Origin of the sequence: Schaalia sp. 19OD2882 (genome assembly GCF_018986735.1) — a bacterium.
GTDB lineage: Bacteria > Actinomycetota > Actinomycetes > Actinomycetales > Actinomycetaceae > Pauljensenia.
This window is the reverse complement of the sequence record NZ_CP065521.1, coordinates 60,587-79,302: the sequence shown is the minus strand read 5'-3', so window position 1 is coordinate 79,302 and position 18,716 is coordinate 60,587. Positions and strand designations below refer to the sequence as shown.

The 18,716-nt window shown below is 68.2% G+C and carries 16 protein-coding genes; 11 read left to right on the top strand and 5 right to left on the bottom strand.

From position 1 onward, the window contains the following. Positions 1–50: 50 nt before the first annotated feature. Positions 51–3,119, bottom strand: a complete 3,069-nt coding sequence (locus I6B53_RS00355; protein ID WP_216764307.1) for a hypothetical protein — start codon at positions 3,117–3,119, stop codon at positions 51–53. Between the two features lie 96 nt (positions 3,120–3,215). After that, positions 3,216–4,565 (bottom strand): replicative DNA helicase, encoded by a 1,350-nt coding sequence (gene dnaB / locus I6B53_RS00350; protein ID WP_216764306.1) that lies wholly within the window; start codon positions 4,563–4,565, stop codon positions 3,216–3,218. Positions 4,566–5,205: 640 nt separating this feature from the next. Here dnaB and I6B53_RS00345 point away from each other — a divergent pair. The 5 genes from I6B53_RS00345 to rplI all read left to right on the top strand — a co-directional run bounded on the left by I6B53_RS00345 (position 5,206) and on the right by rplI (position 8,622). Beyond that, positions 5,206–6,588, top strand: a complete 1,383-nt coding sequence (locus tag I6B53_RS00345; protein ID WP_253953899.1) for an MATE family efflux transporter — start codon at positions 5,206–5,208, stop codon at positions 6,586–6,588. Positions 6,589–6,787: 199 nt separating this feature from the next. Continuing rightward, on the top strand, positions 6,788–7,078 hold the full coding sequence (gene rpsF / locus I6B53_RS00340) for a 30S ribosomal protein S6 (protein WP_216764305.1): 291 nt from the start codon (positions 6,788–6,790) through the stop codon (positions 7,076–7,078). An 85-nt stretch (positions 7,079–7,163) separates the two neighbouring features. Then, positions 7,164–7,751 carry a single-stranded DNA-binding protein gene (locus I6B53_RS00335; protein WP_216764304.1) on the top strand — a complete coding sequence of 196 codons (588 nt, stop codon included), beginning with the start codon at positions 7,164–7,166 and terminating at the stop codon, positions 7,749–7,751. A 136-nt stretch (positions 7,752–7,887) separates the two neighbouring features. Continuing rightward, complete coding sequence (rpsR, locus tag I6B53_RS00330) at positions 7,888–8,130, top strand: 30S ribosomal protein S18 (RefSeq protein ID WP_216764303.1); 243 nt, start codon at positions 7,888–7,890, stop codon at positions 8,128–8,130. Positions 8,131–8,157: 27 nt separating this feature from the next. Beyond that, positions 8,158–8,622, top strand: coding sequence for a 50S ribosomal protein L9 (rplI, locus tag I6B53_RS00325; RefSeq protein ID WP_216764302.1), 465 nt, complete (start codon positions 8,158–8,160; stop codon positions 8,620–8,622). A gap of 88 nt (positions 8,623–8,710) precedes the next feature. On the opposite strand, the gene I6B53_RS00320 is transcribed toward rplI, so the two are convergent. Both I6B53_RS00320 and gndA read right to left on the bottom strand, forming a co-directional pair. Beyond that, positions 8,711–11,029 carry a transglycosylase domain-containing protein gene (locus I6B53_RS00320; protein WP_253953898.1) on the bottom strand — a complete coding sequence of 773 codons (2,319 nt, stop codon included), beginning with the start codon at positions 11,027–11,029 and terminating at the stop codon, positions 8,711–8,713. 303 nt (positions 11,030–11,332) lie between these two features. Continuing rightward, positions 11,333–12,802 (bottom strand): NADP-dependent phosphogluconate dehydrogenase, encoded by a 1,470-nt coding sequence (gene gndA / locus I6B53_RS00315; RefSeq protein WP_216764301.1) that lies wholly within the window; start codon positions 12,800–12,802, stop codon positions 11,333–11,335. 173 nt (positions 12,803–12,975) lie between these two features. Between gndA and I6B53_RS00310 the strand changes: the two genes are divergently transcribed. The 6 genes from I6B53_RS00310 to I6B53_RS00285 all read left to right on the top strand — a co-directional run bounded on the left by I6B53_RS00310 (position 12,976) and on the right by I6B53_RS00285 (position 17,170). Next, the gene (locus I6B53_RS00310) at positions 12,976–13,176 is read left to right on the top strand and encodes a hypothetical protein (RefSeq protein WP_216764300.1); all 201 of its coding nucleotides are present in this window, start codon (positions 12,976–12,978) and stop codon (positions 13,174–13,176) included. Beyond that, entirely contained in the window at positions 13,173–14,000 is an 828-nt protein-coding gene (locus I6B53_RS00305; RefSeq protein WP_216764299.1) for an ABC transporter ATP-binding protein, read from the top strand. Before I6B53_RS00310 ends, I6B53_RS00305 begins: the two co-directional genes overlap by 4 nt. Continuing rightward, a complete protein-coding gene (locus tag I6B53_RS00300; protein WP_216764298.1) occupies positions 13,997–14,647 on the top strand; it encodes an ABC transporter permease in 651 nt (216 codons plus the stop codon). Before I6B53_RS00305 ends, I6B53_RS00300 begins: the two co-directional genes overlap by 4 nt. Then, entirely contained in the window at positions 14,644–15,345 is a 702-nt protein-coding gene (locus I6B53_RS00295; RefSeq protein WP_216764297.1) for an ABC transporter permease subunit, read from the top strand. Before I6B53_RS00300 ends, I6B53_RS00295 begins: the two co-directional genes overlap by 4 nt. Then, on the top strand, positions 15,345–16,376 hold the full coding sequence (locus I6B53_RS00290; RefSeq protein ID WP_216764296.1) for an ABC transporter substrate-binding protein: 1,032 nt from the start codon (positions 15,345–15,347) through the stop codon (positions 16,374–16,376). Before I6B53_RS00295 ends, I6B53_RS00290 begins: the two co-directional genes overlap by 1 nt. A 161-nt stretch (positions 16,377–16,537) precedes the next feature. Continuing rightward, positions 16,538–17,170: an NYN domain-containing protein gene (locus tag I6B53_RS00285; RefSeq protein ID WP_216764295.1), complete on the top strand. Its 633-nt coding sequence runs from the start codon at positions 16,538–16,540 to the stop codon at positions 17,168–17,170. Here the strand turns inward: I6B53_RS00285 and I6B53_RS00280 are convergent. Then, entirely contained in the window at positions 17,167–18,681 is a 1,515-nt protein-coding gene (locus tag I6B53_RS00280; protein WP_253954044.1) for a CCA tRNA nucleotidyltransferase, read from the bottom strand. The genes I6B53_RS00285 and I6B53_RS00280 overlap by 4 nt on opposite strands. Between the last annotated feature and the right edge of the window lie 35 nt (positions 18,682–18,716).

Below are 18,716 nucleotides of genomic sequence, written 5' to 3'. Positions count from 1 at the left end.
CGCGGGCCCGGCGATGACGATGCATCAGTGAGGTCGGCCCGGGAGGGGGCTCACTGCCCCTTCCACTTCTTCCCGTGGTCCTTGACGCAGGTGCCGCCCTTTGCCGCCTGGTCCTTGTGCCCACACGTCTTGCCAAGGTCCTTGTTCGCCTGATCCGTGGAATTGGCCCACAGCCAGTCACAGGATGCCATGTCGTCCTCGAGCAGGCAGGCCAGAGCCTTGTCGATCTCGTCCGTCGACATCGAGTCGCCACCCGCCCCCGGGGTCGGAGTGGGACGAAGATCGTCCTGGCCGGCGACCTTCAACGTGGGCAGACTCTTCTGGAACTCCGCGACCTGGACCGACACGTCATGGGACATCGTCATCCATGCGGCCACGACCGGCGACTGGTCCATGATCTGGATCATCTCTTGAGCGGACATGCCGACGGAGTCCAAGGACTGTGCCGCCTCGTCCGCGTTGTCGGTCAACCACTTCTTCGTCGCCGCGATTGCCTCGTCGGTGGCGCGCAGTGAGGCGAAGTTGCTGATCGTCCCGGACAGCGACACGTACCACTTGCCGTCCTGCTTCACGGTGAACAGGCCGATCCGTTCGGGGTTGGTCAGCGAGCGACCGTAGTCCAGGTCGAGCGTGAATTCACCGGCCTTGACGGAGAGGGCAGAACCCTTCGTGAAGGTGATGGTCTGCTTGCGGTTGCCCTCGCCCACGGTGATGACCGAGTCACCCATGGAGACCACGGCCCCGCCGTCGACCTGAGTCGAGGACAACTTCAGATCGGCATTCATCGCGCCCGTGGAGGTCAAGGGATTGCTTCCCGACGCCATCGACCCGTAGACGGCGGCGAGTCGCCTCTCGGTCAGAGGCAGGTACTGGCCCACCTTGGTCACCATCTCGTCCATGGTCGTCGCCGAGTTCATCGCTTCCCACGCGGCAGTGACGGCCGCTTCCGGCGATTCGGCGCCGACTCCGGACAGGTCGGCCGCATAGTTGGGGCTGCCTCCACCGAGCATGAGCATCGACTCGGCCATGGTCATGGCGCCGGAGACGTACCAGCGGCCGCCCTCGTTGACGGCGATGACACGCGGCCCGGGATTTCCATTGAGGACATCGCCGGAGTGAGTGCCGTCCTCGGTGATGGACTCGCGCATCCTGTCGAAAATCTCGGTCTCGTTGGAGCTCAGCGCCCTACCCATGGATTCCTCGTAGCGCTTCTGCATGACGTCGACGAACTTCGGGTCGACAGTGACATCCGCGCTCCACGAATCCACCTGGAGCACGGCCAAGTTGTCGTTCTTCTCGGCGACGCTCCACTCCATCTTGTTGTTGGAGATGGTGATGGCGTCGGCCATCCCCTTGAGGGTCTCCTGGTCGAGCAGAGGCCCGGAGGCCTTGGACGGCTCCGATGCCACGGCCTTCGTCAAGGAGTCCATCTCGGCGATCTCGGCGGGCGAGATCTGCCCGCCCAGTGCAGCCAAGTCCTTGTTGGAGATGATGGTGGTGAGTTTCTCGTGCAGTTCCTCGGGGCTGGCGGCACCGTTGGAGCCGCTGAAGACCCTGATGAACAGGTAGCCCAGTCCGAGGACGAGGACCAGCGCGATGACGACGATCACCGCGATGATCGCCGCAGTCCTGCCCTTTCCACGCTGGGGGGCACCTTCGATGGGCAGCGACGGGGAGACCATCGGCTGCTGCTGTCCGTACTGGCCCGGGGTGCCTCCTTGACCCGCGAAGGGCACGCCGGAGGACTGGGGGGCCGAACCCTGCGCCTGGTAGGACCCGGTGGGGATCCCCTGCGCGGGCGAGGGCGGAGCGGGCGGCATGCCCATTCCCTGCGGCGCAGCCGCCTGCGACCAGGAGGTGGTTTCGCTTGCCGCGGTCGGCGCCACCGGCGGGATTCCCACCGTGGGTGCCACCGGCGACGAGTGGTCCTCGTAGGAGGAGAGCACCTCGGTCGGTGTTGCCCGGTCAGGGACCGATGGTGTCTCCACGGGGAAGACGACCGTGGCCTTGTCCTCGGCGCCGGGCTGCTCGACCGGAGGTTCGGCTGCCTCGGTCGAAGCGTGGGCCTCGGGGGCCGCAGGTTCGGCCTCCGCCTTGTGGACCGCGTGCTCCTCCATGGTGGCCGCGGCGGCCATGGCTTCGGGCGAACGCGCCAAGTCGGAGGGCAGCAGGACGGTGACGTCCGAGGTGGGTTGCGCCTCGCGGGTGAGGTCCTTGCCGTCGTGGGCGGGGACGTCCTCACTCTTTTGGGGCTCCGCCGGGGCGCCGGCTTCGGGCGCCTCGGCCTGCACCGCCTCGGAATTGACCCGCACGGTGGTGGCTTCGAGCGACCGGCGATCCGCCGGCAGCAGGACCGTCATGTCGGAGTCCGCGCCGTCCTTCGCGGCCTCGTCCCCTGTCGGGGCGGGCGGGGCGGACGGTCCGGGCCACACCTCGTCAGGAATGGCGCTGGTGGGAGGTGTCTCCTTCTCCGCAACCTCGCCACCGGCGAAGGGCGACGCCGCAGGGGCGGGCCGGCCGGCCGAAGCGGGTGCTCCGCTCTGGGGCCATCCGGGCTGGGCAGGGGCGCCGGGCTGCGGGGAGGGAGCAGCCCACCCCTGTCCCTGCGGGGTTTGGAAGGGTGCGGGTGCCCCCTGAGGCGCCTGGGGCTGCTGACCCCACTGCTGGGCCGGGAAGGGTTGACCGCCCTGCGCGTGGAAAGGCTGCGGAGTCTGCCCCTGGGGCTGGCCCCACTGAGCGGCCTGAGGCGCCTGGGGAGGCTGAGGCTGACCCCACTGGGGAGCCTGCGGGGCTTGCGGCTGACCCCACTGGGGAGCCTGCGGGGCTTGCGGCTGACCCCACTGGGGAGCCTGCGGGGCTTGCGGCTGACCCCACTGGGGAGCCTGCGGGGCTTGCGGCTGACCCCACTGACCGGCCTGAGGCGCGGCAGCGGCCAGAGCGTTCCTCACTGCGGGGTCAGGGCTGGACTGCAACCATGCCCGGAGCGAGGGGGTGAGCCTCGGGTTCCTGGCCAGAGCCCAGTGCAGGTCGGGCCGCTGGGATGCGATCTGCCCCATGAGTTCAGGAGGCAAGTTGGGGTCGGACGCCATCTCAGGCGTGAATGCACGGAAATCGGCCATCGATCCACCTCACACGATGTGCTTGGACAGGTACGGGTCAACTCTCTCACAAGTCGTACCCACTGGCACCGCGTGGACAACCTGCAGTCACGGGTCTCAGCGCCCCTCCGGCTCCTCACGACCCGTGTAGTTGGCAAATCGCGCCATGTGGCCCTGGAAGAGGGCCTTGAGGGTGTCGGTGGACCCGTTGCGGTGCTTGGCGACAATGATGTCGGCCTCGCCCGGACGGTCCTCCTTGTTGTAGTAGTCCGGCCGGTGCAACAAGATGATGATGTCCGCATCCTGCTCCAGCGACCCGGATTCACGCAGGTCGGACATCATCGGCTTCTTGTCGGTGCGCGACTCGGGGCCACGGTTGAGCTGCGCGACCGCCACCACGGGCACGTCGATCTCCTTGGCCAACAGCTTGAGGTTCCTCGACAGGCCGGACACCTCCTGCTGACGGGACTCGACCTGGGTGCCGGAAGTCATCAGCTGCAGGTAGTCGACGACCACCAGACCCAGGTTGTGCTGCTGCTTGAGGCGACGACACTTGGAACGGATCTCGGTGATCGTCATGTTCGCCGAGTCGTCGACGAAGAGCGGGGCCTCGGAGATGCGCGCAGCCGTCTCGGAGACCTTGCGCCAGTCACGGTCGGTCATCCCTCCGGAGAGCATCTTCGACATGAACACCCCCGACTCCGCCGAGAGCATGCGCACGGCAATGTCGTTCTGGCTCATTTCCAGGGAGAAGATGACGCTGGTGATGTCGTGTTTGATCGAGGCCGAGCGACAGAAGTCCAGGGCCAGGGTCGACTTGCCCATGGCGGGCCTGGCGGCCACGATGACCATCTGCCCGCCGTGCAGACCCTGGGTCAGGCGGTCCAGGTCCACGAAACCGGTGGGAACGCCCTTCATCTTCCCCTTGTCCATCTCGATGCGTTCGAGCTCGGACAGGACGTTCTCCGAGATGGTCGACATGGGCACGTAGTCCTGGGTCGTGCGGTTCTCGGCCACCGCGTAGATCTCCTGCTGGGCGCGGTCGACGATCTCGTCCACCTCGCCTCCGGAGTTCGCATATCCCAGCTGGACGACGCGTGTACCGGCGGTGACCAGGCGTCGCAGGATGGAGCGTTCACGGACGATGCGCGCGTAGTAGCCGGCATTGGCGGCCGTGGGGACCGAGGCGATGAGGGTGTGCAGGTAGGCGGCTCCACCCACGCGGGCCAGGTCCCCGCGCCGCTGCAACTCTCCCGCCACCGTCACCGCGTCGGCGGGTTCTCCCCTGCCGGACAGGTCGACGATGGTGTCGTGGATGATCTCGTGGGCGGGCTTGTAGTAGTCGCTGCCCCGGATCTCGTCGGCCACGTCGTTGATGGCCTCGCGTGAGAGCATCATCGACCCCAGGACGCTCATCTCCGCGTCGATGTCCTGCGGAGGTGTCCTGTCGAACTCCTCGTCGCTCATGGTGTCCCCTCCCCCGGGCGCGTCGCGTCGGCGTCGCACCGAAGTGGCGTTGTCGGTTCACGAGGACGCCCTCGTCCCCGGGGCGCGGACGCACACGCGAGGTTAACCCCCAAGGCCCGCACCCCGCACACCCTGGATGTGGACGGAGGCGAAGACTTCTGTGGACAACCTGTGGACACGGGCCGCCCGAATCCACAGGAGATGTGGAGCTTGGACATTGGAAGGAATGGGGGAGCGGCCGCCCGCGCCCGACCGATCGGCCAGAATCAAGGGGGATCCACGATCCCTCCGTCCACAGCTGTGTACACAGCTGTGGATCGGAAGGTGTCCGACAGATCTGTGGAGATGAAATCCCTCTCCCCCACTCCTGCAGATTTCCGCGAAATGCCGGGTCAGAGGCACCGCCGGCCCCATCGGCGCAGGTCGCGCGCACTCGCCGCCGACCGCTGTCCGGCCCACCCCTCACACAACCCTCGACCTCAACTTGAGGGCTTCCGCACGGCCCGTCCACCCCCTTTTTCCACAACCTGATGGACCCTCGACGCACCCCCGTCAAGGCCCGGACAGAACACGGGTCGGCGCGGTCCACAGGTGTAGCGTGTGGAGCCGCGAGCCCGGGCGACCTGTGGAAGGAGAAGGCGTGAACACAGCCGGGAACACCACCACAGCCCGCAGGATCCTGTCCTTGGCGGTGCCCGCCCTGGGCGCCCTCATCGCCGAGCCCCTGTTCACCCTCATCGACTCCGCCATGGTCGGCCACCTGGGCACCGCACCCCTTGCGGGACTGTCCGTGGCCAGCCAGGTCCTGCAAAGCGTCGTCGTCCTCTTCATCTTCCTGGCCTACTCCACCACCTCACTGACCGCACGCGCCCTAGGGGCCGGTGACCACGCCGGAGCCCTGCGCACCGGCATCGACGCCATGTGGCTGGCCGCCGGCCTGGGTGTCCTTGCCGCCATCGCAGTGGCCACCTGCGGCCCCCTGTTCTTCGCAATGCTCGGCGCCACGGGCCAGACCGCCACCCACGCCGGCGCCTACCTGTGGACCTGCGCACCCGGCATGGTCGGCATGTTCGTCGTCCTGGCCGCCACCGGCACCCTGCGGGGCCTGCAGGACACGCGCACCCCCCTGTACGTCACGGTGGCGGGAACCGTCTTCAACGTGGGTGCGAATGCGCTGTTCATCTACGGGGCCGACATGGGGGTGGCCGGCTCGGGCCTGGGGACCTCACTCACCCAGAGCCTCATGGGAGTCGCCATGGTCCTGGTCGTGTGCCGAGGCGCCAGGGAGCGCCGCATCCCCCTGCTGCCCAGTGGGGCCGGCGTCCTCAGATCCGCCCTGGACGGAGCACCCCTCGTCATCCGCGGACTGGCACTGCGCCTGGCGGGCCTTGCCACCATCTGGCCCCTGACCCGCATGGGCACCGAGCCCTTGGCCGCCTACCAGGTGGTCCTGGCCGTGTGGACCCTGGGCTGCTTCGTACTGGACGCCTTGGCCATTGCCGCCCAGTCCATGGTCGGCCTGGCGCGGGGAGCCGGGGACGAGGAGGGCCTGCGCGAGCTGTTGCGGGTCCTGACCAGGTGGGGCGTGTGGGCGGGTCTGGTCCTGGCCGTCGTGGTCGCAGCGGCCTCCCCCTGGCTGCCGGCAGCCTTCGGCACCGACCCCCTCATGCGATCCCTGGCCACCTGGGGGCTACTGGCCTGCTGCGCGGGGATGCCCTTGGGTGGGGTCGTCTTCCTGCTGGACGGGGTTCTGCTGGGGGCCGGCGAGAACCGCTACCTGGCAGGGGCCGGGGTCGTGCAGCTCATCGCCTTCCTGCCCGCCCTGGGCGCGGTCGAAGCCCTGCGGCGTGCGGGGGCCGGCCCCCACGAGGTCCTCGCAGGGGTGTGGCTGGCCTACGGCCTGGTCTACATGGGCGCGCGCACGGCCACCAATGCATGGCGCACGTGGTTCTCCCCCCACCACGCCCTCGTCCCCCGCGCCGACGTGGCGGACCCCATTCCCGGGGACTCCCCCGCAGGATGACACGCCACCCGGGCTGACACTAGAGTGGGGGGTCGGACTGTCCACACCCTCTGGGCCAGGACGATCCGGCGGCCCCACCCGGGGCCGCACCGGGGCCACCGGGACGACGCCACCGCGACGGACCGGCCCGGATGAACGCATCACCCTCCTGTCACGGAAAGCCCGTGACCGCTGAGACCGCAGGAGGTGGGTACACACAGTGCGTCACTACGAACTGATGGTGATCCTCGATCCGACGATCGACGAGCGCACCGTCGCCCCGACGATGGACAAGTACATGCAGCAGGTCGTTGCTGCTGGCGGCTCCGTCGAGAACGTCGACATCTGGGGCAAGCGTCGCCTTGCCTACGACATCCTCAAGCACTCCGAGGGGATCTACGTGGTCATCGACATGACCACCACCCCCGAGGTCGCCCAGGAGATCAACCGCCAGATGAACCTCAACGAGGTCATCCTGCGCACGAAGCTCCTGCGTCCCGACGCCCACTGAGGCACCGGGAGGCGCCCACCGGACTGCCGGCGACGCCCCACTGACCACACACCCAGGACCACCCACCGAGGACGAGGAGCCGACAATGGCCGGAGAAACCGTCATCACGATCATCGGCAACCTGACCGCCGACCCTGAGCTGCGTTTCACCCAGTCGGGGGCAGCGGTCGCCGACTTCACGGTGGCGTCCACCCCCCGCACCTTCGACCGCAACGCCAATGAGTGGCGCGACGGCGAGACCCTCTTCATGCGCTGCTCCGTGTGGCGCGAGATGGCCGACAACGTCGCCGAGTCGCTGCGCAAGGGCATGCGAGTCATCGTCCAGGGTCGCCTGACCCAGCGCTCCTACGAGACGCGCGAGGGCGAGCGACGCACCGTCGTCGAGATGCAGGTGGACGAGGTCGGCCCGTCACTGCGTCGCGCGCAGGCCAAGGTCACCCGCAACGCCCCCCAGGGTGAGCCGGGTGGACGCGGCCAAGGCGGCTACTCGCAGGGAGGCGGCCAAGGCGGCTACCAGCAAGGTGGCGGGTACGGCGGCGCAGGCCGCGGCGGTCAGGGCGGCTACTCGCAGGGCGGATACGGCGCACCTGCCGGTGGACAGGCCGACGACCCGTGGCGCACCTCGGACTCCGGGGGCGGCGCGACGAGTTTCGGCGACGAACCGCCGTTCTGACATCCCCCGACGAGGGCGCCCGCAGCTGCGGACCCACCGCATTTGCCGGCGGCGACCTCGTCACCGGGACACGACTGCTTGAGACACCACGCTTGGGGTGGGCCCGAATGCCCGCCCGGATCATAAGGAGACCTCCATGGCGAAGCCCCAACTTCGCAACAAGCCCATCAAGAAGAAGGCCAACCCGCTGAAGTCGGCCAAGATCGAGACCATCGACTACAAGGACACCGCCCTGCTGCGCAAGTTCATTTCGGACCGCGGCAAGATCCGCGCCCGTCGTGTGACCGGCGTGTCCGTCCGGGAACAGCGCCGCATCGCCCGCGCCGTGAAGAACGCGCGCGAAATGGCCCTGCTGCCCTACTCGTCCTCCGGCCGCTGATCGACGCGAGGGAAAGGAAGGAACACCATGGCTACCAAGCTCATCCTCACCCACGACGTCGAGCACCTCGGTGCTGCCGGCGAGGTCGTCGAGGTCAAGGACGGTTACGCCCGCAACTACCTGGTTCCTCGCGGCCTGGCGGCCCGTTGGACCCCAGGAGCCCAGAAGCAGATCGACCAGATGGCCGCTGCGCGCCGCAAGCGTCAGATCGCCTCCCTGGACGACGCCCGCGCCGTGCGTGACGCCCTGCAGGGTCAGATCGTCACCGTCTCCGGCAAGGTCGGCGCGGCCGGCAACCTCTTCGGTGCCGTCTCCTCCGCGCGGATCGCCGATGCCGTCAAGGCCGAACTGGGTCAGACGATCGACCGCCGCCGTGTGGTCATCGCCGCCCCGATCAAGTCCGTCGGCGAGTACACGGTCCTCGTGAACCTGCACTCCGAGGTTTCCGCGAACCTCAAGGTGCGCGTCGTGGCCGCCAAGGCTTCCAAGTGAGCCTCTGAGTTCTGACGAACACGGCGGGCGGCCCCCATTCGGGGGCCGCCCGCCTTCGTCGTGTCAGGAGAGCGCTCCTGCGCCGCACTCAGCGGTTGGCGCTCTGGCTCGGGTCCTCCGGTTCGCTCGGCTCTGGCACGGTGGGCCCACTCGACTGGCCGGGGTCGGGAGTCGGCGCCGGTTGCGGGGCCGGCTGCGCCGGGGCGGGCTGGGTCGGCTGGGTGGGGGCGGGCTGGGTCTGCGGGGCCGACTGCGGACGGTCGGACTGAGGGGCCGGGCGCTCCTGCTCGACCTCGACGTACCAGCTGAAGTCCGTCACCGACAGTGAACCTTCGATCGCCCCCATGTACGACATCCACACGTCCACCGGCCAGTCACCGCCGTGGAACTGGTCCATGCCGCCGATGTTCGTCAGCGGCACGGGGTTTCCCTGGGCGTCGTTCTGGTACATGGACACTGCGGTGGACAGTTCCGGCACGAAGCCGACGAACTGGGCGGAGATCTGTTCCGAGGACGTGCCCGTCTTGCCGCCGGTGGAGAAGGGGAAGTCCGCGAGCTCCTCAGCCGTGCCCCCGGCCTTGGTCACGGCCTCCAGGGCGGGCATGACCATGGAGACGACCTCGGGTGTGAACGCCTGCGTCGGAGTGGTCGTCGCCGCGAAGACCTTCGAGCCGTCAGGACCGATGACCTCACGCACGATGTGGGGGGTGGTGCGCTGTCCACCGGCGGCCACGGTGGCGAAAGCTGCGGCCAGGTCCACATTGTGAGGGGCCGCCGTGCCCAAGACGTTGCCGATGGTGTCGTCCAGGCCCAACGTGTCCTCGGGGATGCCGGCGGCGATCGCCGCCTTCTTCGTGGCCTCCGAACCGATCTCCTGGTTGAGTTCCACGAAGGCGGTGTTCACCGAGTACTTCATGGCGTCGACCAGGTCGATGCGTCCCCAGGAGTAGCCGCCGTCGTTCTGGATGGTGCCGCCGTCGCCGGGCAGGTGCATGGGCGAGTTGCCGTCATAGGTCTTGTAGATGGAGCCGCCCTGTTCGGCGTTGGCGAGCAGCGTGAACAGCTTGAAGGTCGACCCCGCTTGGGAGATGTCCTGGGTGGCCGCGTTCTGCTGGCGCTTCTGGAAGTCGACACCGCCGAATTCGGCGACGATCTCCCCATTGGCGGGGTTCACGGAGGTGATGGCCGTGTGCATGGTGTTCGGGTCCCAGCCTTCGACCTGTGTCATGGAGTTCGCGGCGGCCACGGCGGCTTCCTGCCGGGCCTTGTCGATGGTCGAGATGATCTTGAGTCCGCCGGTGTCGATCTGGTCGTCGGTGAAGGCTCCTGAGGCGATGAGCTCGGAACGCACCTGCTGCAGCAGGTACCCGTTCGCGCCGGAGAAGTCCATGAGTGTCAGCGTCGCCGGGTCGACGGTCGTCGGGAAGGTCTGGGCTGCGGCGTCCTTCTGCGAGATCCACCCGTCCTCGACCATGATGTCCAGGACTCGCTGCCACCGCTCCTTGGCCATCTCCGGGTCCACTGCCGGGTCCCACGCGGAAGGCGCCGGAATGATGCCGGCGATCATTGCCGCCTCGGACAGGGACAGCTGTGCGGCGGGCTTGCCGAAGTAGGCCTTCGCGGCGGCCTCGATGCCGTATGCGCCGCGACCGAAGTAGATGGTGTTGAGGTAGTTGGCGAGGATCTGGTCCTTGTCCTGCTCGCGGCTGATCTTGATCGCCAGGATGGCTTCCTTGATCTTGCCCATGTAGCTGAAGGTGTCGCCCACGTAGTAGCGCTCGACGTACTGCATGGTCAGCGTCGAAGCACCGTGACGGGTGCCTTGGGTGATGTTGGTCCACAGGGCGCGCAGAATTCCCTTGAAGTCGACTCCGGAGTTCGTGTAGAAGGTCCGGTCCTCGGAGGCCACGACAGCCTTGGACACGTGGTCCGGCAGGGTCGATCCGTCGATGATCGTCCTGTTGACCTCGGACAGTGACCCCATGCGGGTCGTGCCGTCCGCGTAGTAGACGGTGGTCGTCTGCGCCAGGGCGAACTCGTCGGGTACGGGCACCTTGGCCTGCGCGTACAGGTACAGGAACGCCGCCGAGCCCGCGATGACCACGCCCAGGAAGGTGAAGACGAAGGCCAGCCCGATGCGCTTGGGCCATGAGCGTTTGCGCCCCGGTCCGCCTCGGCCGCTCGCAGCGGAGGCGTGTGCGCGCACCGACCGGGCACCTGAGGCGCCGGCCGGCTCGGAGGCGCCGCGCACCGAACGGCGTGCGGGAGCCGCGGGCACACCTCCCCCTGCACCGCTGCCAGCCCGTCGTCGCGCAGCCTCCGCACGGGAGGGCGGCTGTGGGCGTGACGAAGGAGAGGGTGAGCCGATGATGTCGTCCCAGTCCCGTCGGTCGCCATTTCGTGCCACGTGTCGCACCTTCCTCTTCAGGTCACTGACCCCACCCTAGAACGTGGACCTGTGGACCGGCTGGGACGGTGCGCCCCGTCCTTGTCACACGCCTGCCCTCCCGTGCACCCGGTCACACCACTGCGGAGGGACGTCCCACCAGGGTGCCCGGCGTGTCCCCACCGGTCACAGGGCGGCGAGGGCGGGCCACTCCGGTCGGATGCGGTGCGGGCGGGATGGACGTCCAAGGGTGAGACAGTCCACTTGACGGGGCCGCCCCCGACAATTTCGTCCGGAGCGGGCGCGGCCGGCAGGTGGAGGCGGTCAGCTCCACTGCTCCTCGGGCCGTCCGGCGGCGGCCCACAGGGTGTGGAAGACGCCGGGCTTGTCGACGCGCGCGTAGGTGTGCGAACCGAAGTAGTCCCGCTGCCCCTGGATGAGGGCGGCAGGCAGTCGCTCGGCGCGGATGGTGTCGAAGTAGGACAGGGAGGAGGCGAAGACCGGGACGGGCACGCCCGCCATCGCCGCCCGGGCCACCACTCGACGCAGGGCCGGTACGCACTGGCGGATGCGTGAGGCGAAGGGCTCTGCGGCCAGGAGCAGCGGCAGTTCCGGGTTCTCGCGGTAGGCGCGGGTGATGTCGTCAAGGAAGGCGGCGCGAATGATGCACCCTTCACGCCAGATGGCGGCCAGGGCCCCCCTGTCGATGACCCACCCGTGTTCGGCGGCGCCTGCGGTGATGAGGTCGAAGCCCTGCGAGTAGGCGATGATCTTCGAGGCGAACAGCGCTTGGCGGACGTCCTCGACGAAGGAGTCGCGCTCACCCTCGGTCACGACCAGGTCGACGTCGGAGCCCGCCAAGGCGCGGGCGGCCTCACGCTGGGGCATCGAGTCGGAGGCGCCGCGCGCGAAGGTGGCTTCGGCGATGCCGGTGACGGGCACGGCCAAGTCCAATGCGGTCTGCACCGTCCACTTGCCGGTGCCCTTCTGGCCCGAACGGTCCACGACCAGGTCCACCAGCGGGGCGCCTGTGGCCGCATCCTTGTGGCGCAGGACCTCTGCGGTGATCTCGATGAGGTAGCTGCCCAGCTCGCCCTCGTTCCAGGAGGCGAAGATCTCGGCCAGGTCCTCCGGAGCACTGCCCAGCCCCTTTCGCAGCAGGTCGTAGGCCTCGGCGATGACCTGCATGTCGGCGTACTCGATGCCGTTGTGGACCATCTTGACGAAGTGTCCGGCACCGTCGGCGCCGACGTGCGTGCAGCAGGGCTCCCCGTCGTGGTGGGCGGAGATCGTCTCGAACATGGGGCCCAGGCGGTCGTAGGAGGCCACGGTGCCGCCCGGCATGATGGACGGGCCCCACAGGGCCCCTTCCTCTCCGCCGGACACGCCCGCACCCACGAAGTGCACTCCGCGTTCGCTGGCCCACTTCTCGCGGCGGATGGTGTCGGTGAACAGGGAGTTCCCGCAGTCGACGATGATGTCGCCGCGCTCCATGAGGGCCGCCAACTGTTCCATGGCGGCATCGGTGGCCTCTCCCGCCTGGACCATGATGATGGCCACACGCGGGGTGGACAGCGAGGAGACGAAGTCCTGCAGGGTCTCGGCCGGGACGAAGTGGCCCTCCGTGCCGTCACCGTGGGAGGCGATGAGCCTCTCGGTGCGCGCCAGGGTCCGGTTGAACACCGCGGTGCGGTAGCCGTTGCGCGCGAGATTGCGGGCGAGGTTCGCGCCCATGACGCCCAAGCCGTAGACACCGATGTCGGCCGAGGCGATGGCGGGGGTGAAGGTGGTCATGGGCGCTCCTGCTGGCCGGGTGATCATCACGTCAAGGATAGGGGCGCCTCTGCGGGCACGCCCGGGGTGCCCACGGAGGGGACGAGGGCGACGACACGACACCGGCAACCTTCAGACCTGCGTACACATCCCTGCACTTTCCATGTCCTTGACCGACATGTAACGTGAAGTAGATGAAGACGCCACCCAGTACCATGCGCGCCGTGGTCCTCCAAGGGCCCGGCGGGCCCGAAGCACTGGAGGTCCGTCACCTCCCCGTCCCGCAGCCCGTTCCAGGAAAGAAGGTCGTCCGCCTCCTCCACGAGGACGAGGGCGGCGCCAGGACAGGTCGGAGGGACCACGGCGACCTCGACCGGAACGGGGCCCGCGCATGATCACCTTCGAGGACGTCCGCAAGGTCTGGCCGGACGGGACCGTGGCCGTCGACGGGGTCGGCCTGGAGGTGCCAGGAGGTTCGACGACTGTTCTGCTGGGAACCTCCGGATCCGGCAAGACGACCCTCATGCGCATGGTCAACCGGATGGTGACCCCGACCTCGGGCCGGGTCCTGGTCGACGGACAGGACGTGGCCCGGGCCGACCCGGTGCGCCTGCGTCGCTCCATCGGCTACGTCCTGCAAGAAGGAGGCCTCTTCCCCCACCAGCGGGTCCTCGACAACATCACGACGGTGCCGATCCTCGACGGGGTGCCCAGGGCCCGCGCCCGCGAGCGCGCACTGGAGCTCCTGGACCTGGTCGGGCTGGAGCGCGACCTCGCCACACGCTTCCCCGCCCAACTCTCCGGCGGCCAACGACAACGGGTCGGGGTCGCACGGGCACTGGCCAACGAACCGCGACTGCTCCTCATGGACGAGCCCTTCGGCGCCCTCGACCCCCTGGTGCGCTCCGACCTGCAGATGGAATTGCGCGACCTGCAGCAGCGCCTGGGCACCACGATCCTCTTCGTCACCCACGACGTCGACGAGGCCTTCCTGCTGGGCGACGAGGTGGTCGTCATGCGCAGCGGCGGGACGATCGCGCAGGTGGGCACTCCCGGGCAGCTCCTTTCAGACCCGGCAGACGACTTCGTCGCGGACTTCGTCGGCGCTTCGGCCGCCAGACGTACGCTGACCACCGTTGACCGCAATGGTCAGCGTCTGGTCGTCGATGCGACGGGCCGACCTCTGGGCACATTGGACGAGGCAGGAAGACTGCCGTGAACTGGCTGGCCGAGAACCTGGGGACCATCTGGGACCTGACCCTGACCCACGTGGCGCTGGCCGTGCCGGCGGTGGTGGCCAGCCTCGTCCTGTCGATCCCCTTGGGCCGACTGGCACACGCCCGGCCAAGGCTCGGCCGGCCCCTGCTGTCCGGCCTGGCACTGGTCTACGCGATCCCCTCCCTGCCCCTGCTCATCATGGTGCCGGTCGTCCTGGGCACCGGCCTGCGTTCTGCCGTGAACATGGTCGTCGTGCTGACCCTGTACGGGGTCGCGATCCTGGTGGGCCAGTGTGCCAGGGCCTTCTCAGACCTGCCCTCAGATGCGCTGGCCAGCGCCGACGCCATGGGCATGGGTCATTTCAGGCGTTTCGGCACCATCGAGTTGCCCCTCGCCCTCCCAGTGGTCATGTCCGGCCTTCGGGTGGTCGCCGCCTCCACGATCTCCTTGGTGACAGTCGGAGCCGTGGTCGGGGTGCGGTCACTGGGCACACTCTTCACCGACGGATTCCAACGAGGCATCATCGTGGAGATCATCGCCGGAGTACTTCTCACCCTGGGTCTTGCCCTCGTCCTGGACCTGACGATCGTGGGCCTCACGCGCATGCTCACCCCGTGGCGGCGGGCCGGGACAGGAGGCGCCGCATGAGTCTTCTCATCGCCGCACTCGCCTGGTTGACCGACCCCTCGCATTGGGGTGGGGACGGCGGGATCTGGGCGCGCCTGTTCGAACACCTCCTGGTCACGGCGGGAGTGGTCGCAGTGGCGGTTGCCGTGGCCGTACCCGTCGGCGCCCTCATCGGGCACACCGGTCGTGGCGCATTTCTGGTCCCCTTCAGTGTGGGTGCGGCGCGTTCACTGCCCACTCTGGGACTGGTCACTTTGGCTGCACTGTGGCTCGGCATCGGTCTTGGTGGGCCCGTCGTGGCGCTGCTGGTACTGGCGGTGCCGCCGATGCTTGCGGCTGCTCATGCGGGTGTGGCCAGCGCCGACCGCACGACGGTGGATGCCGCCAGGGCAATTGGCCTGACCGAATGGCAGGTGTTCACTCGCGTGGAACTGCCCCATGCCACCGGGCTGTTGGTCGAGGGGCTGCGCTCCACCGTGTTGCAAGTGGTGGCCACGGCGACCCTGGCCGCGTGGACGGCCGACGCGGGTCTGGGACGCTTCCTCTTCGCCGGGCTCAAGACCCGCGACTGGGCCCAGATGATCGGCGGGGCCCTGCTGGTGGTCGCCCTCGCCCTCGTCCTTGACCTGCTGGTCCTCGGAGCCGGCCGGCTCCTCCTGCCCGGCGACCCCCAACCGGCACCCGCGCCCGCCACCCGCATCGGACCCGAGGAGCAGTGATGAGCACACCGACGAACCTCCGCAGGCACATTCTGGACGCACCGCCCGTGGGTCCGAGCCACCACACGGACACCACCCGGAAACGCCGCAGAAGCGGCTTCGCCCTGGCAGCCCGGGCCCTGGCAGCCTCGCTGCTCCTCGCCTCGTGCGGAACCGCCGCCACACTGGAAGGGGACGCCGAGTCCTCAGACCCCGGTGCCCTCGGCTCCTCCGGCGTGGCCCAGTCCGGCCAGACCGGGCCCTTGGTGGTCGGCTCTCAGGACTACTACTCCAATGAGATCATCGCCGAGGTCTACGCCCAAGCCCTTCAGGCCGCCGGACACGAGGTCCGCAAGGACCTGCGCATCGGCCAGCGTGAGGTCTACATGCCGGAGCTGGCTGCCGGCAGGATCGACGTCCTGCCCGAGTACTCCGGGAACCTGCTGCAGTACGTCAACCCCGGCGCGACGGCTCGGACCAGTCAGGACGTGCACGCCGCCCTCGTTGCCGCCGTGCCCCAAGGCCTTCGGGTCCTGGACCAGGCAGCCGCCAGCGACCAGGACACCTACGTCGTGACCACCTCCTTCGCCAATGAGCACGGACTGCGGACCATTGCCGACCTGGCGAAGGTCGACGCCGTGGTGCTGGGCGGCAACTCCGAACTGGAGACGCGGCCCTACGGCCCAAAGGGTCTGCGCCAGACCTACGGGGTGAATGTCTCCTTCACGCCCATCGAGGATTCCGGAGGAGCGCTGACGGTCAAGGCCCTGCGCGACGGTCAGGTCCAACTGGTCGACATCTACTCTGCGGACCCGGTGCTCTCCTCACCGGACCTGGTCGCCCTGGAGGACCCGCAGGGGCTGCTACTGGCGTCTCACGTGGTGCCGGTGGTCTCGCAGCGGGTCGGACCAGAAGCCGCGGCGGTCATCAACCGGGTCTCTGCCGCCCTGGACCCGCAGGATCTGCGCGCCATGAACCGGCGCTCCGTCGACGAGGGCGCCCCCGCTTCCCAGATCGCCAAGGACTGGCTGGCCTCCGAGGGGCTCGGCTGACGGCAGGTCGCCCGGGAGCGAGCGGCTGGCATCCATCGGCGTCGGGTGTCCGCATCCCCGACGCTGGGATTGCCGAGTCATGGAACCAAGGGCTAGAGTGGGGCCATAGCTCCCCGCCATCCTTCGGGATTGGCGGGGTTTGTCTCACTTGGGAGCAACACATGGTTGAGCGTATGGCAGTGGTCATCGATTACCAGAACATGCATCTCACCGCTTCAGAGCTCTTCCTCCCGGGTCGCCCACTTGAGGAGGGGCTCATTGAGCCGTTCCGCTTTGCGAAGCAGCTCGCCAAGGCCCGGAACACCGATGGTTGCCATGAGGTCGACGTTGCGCGCGTTGAGGTGTATCGAGGCCTCCCCATTCGCGACGACGACGCCGATGCTTACCGGCGCAATCTCGAGCAGAAGTCACGATGGGAACGGGGCCATTCTGGGTCAGTTGCAGTCACACTCCGCCCTCTGAAGTACAGGTGGGATTGGATCGACGGTGTGAAGACCCCTGTTCGTTCCTCCCGCAGGGAGAAGGGAGTTGACGTGATGTGCGCCCTTGCCCTCATGAGGCTCGCACGCTCAGGACAATTCGATGTGGTGGTCCTGGCATCGCGAGACACTGATCTTGCTCCTGCGCTTGACGAGGCAGTCTCGCTGCATGCCGCGAAGATCGAGGCGGCGAAGTGGTACGACAGGTCTGATCGACGGACCTACGGCAACATCAAGACTGCGGCCAGAATCTGGACCACATCCATGCTCCGTGAGCATTTCACAGCGTCGCTTGACCCATTCGACTACACCTAGGCCAGGTCCGCCGACCCCTTCCTCTTGCGGGCGCGCTTGGCAGCCACCTGCGCCTCCCATGCGGCCTGCTGGGCCTGGTACTCCTCGGCCAGCTCGCGGACCTCGTCACTGGACCACCAGCGCAGCAGCTCCTCGACCGCGGCTTCCTCACCCAGAGGGCCGCGTTCCATGCGCAGTGCCAACAGGTGGTCCAGGGCCATCTTCACCGCGCGCGAGGGTCGCAGGCCCAGGATCTCCATGACCCGGTCCCCGTCCAGGTCGGGTCGGATCGCGTCCAACTCCTCCTGGGCGCGCAGCTGCGCAATGCGCTGCTCCAGGTCGTCGTAGGCGGCGCGCAGGAACTCCGCCTTGCGGCGGTTGCGAGTCGTGCAGTCGGCCCGGGTCAGGCGGTGCAGGCGCTCCAACTGGTCGCCTGCGTCGGTGACGTAGCGGCGCACCGCCGAGTCCGTCCACTTCGCGTCGCCGTAACCGTGGAAACGCAGGTGCAGGAACACCAGGTGCGAGACGGCCTCCGTCGTGGCCTTGTCGAACCTCAAGGCCTTCATCCGCGCCCGTGTCATCTTCGCGCCGACGACCTCGTGGTGGTGGAAGGTCACGCCCCCGCCTTCGAAACGGCGGGTCGCGGGTTTGCCGACGTCGTGCATCAGGGCCGCGAAACGCAGGACGAAGTCAGGGCCGGGTACCGGCCCGTCGGGCCCGGTTTCCAGGTCGATGGCCTGGTCCAGGACGGTGAGGGTGTGCTCGTAGACGTCCTTGTGGCGCTTGTGTTCATCCTTCGTGTCCTGCAGGGCGGACAGTTCGGGCAACACCACGTCGGCCACCCCGCTGTGGACCATGAGTTCCAGGCCACGGCGCGGGTGGGGCGAGGTCACCAGGCGTTCCAGTTCGGCCCGGACACGTTCGGCAGAGACGATCTCCAGGCGATGGGCCATTGCGCCCATCGCGTCCATGACGTCCTCGTCCACGTCAATGGCCAGTTGGGCGGCGAAACGGGCCGCACGCATGATGCGCAGCGGGTCGTCGTCGAAGGACTGCTCGGCAGTGACGGGGGTGCGCAGGCGAGCCGCGGCCAGGTCCTCCAGGCCGTTGTGCGGGTCGACCAGAGCCATCCCCGGCAGACGCATCGCCATGGCGTTGACGGTGAAGTCGCGTCGGGTGAGGTCGCCCTCCAGGGTGTCCCCGAAGACCACCTCGGGTTTGCGTGAGCCGACCTCGTAACTGTCGGTCCTGTAGGTGGTGACCTCGACGACCAGGTCCCCGCGGCGGGCGCCGATGGTGCCGAATTCCTTGCCGATGTCCCACGTGGCGTTGCCCCACCGGGCCAACAGTTCCTCGGTGCGCTCCGGACGCGCCGAGGTGGCCAGATCGAAGTCGCGGGGAGTCACGCCCAGGAAGGCGTCACGTACGGGCCCACCGACCAGCGCGATCTCCTCACCGGCGGCTTCGAAGACACGGCCGAGTTCGAGGATCTGCGGGGGCAGTGCCGCGAAGGCTCTCATGGCGTTGGCCATGAGGGCGGGGATGGACCTGTCGACCAGGCCTGTGC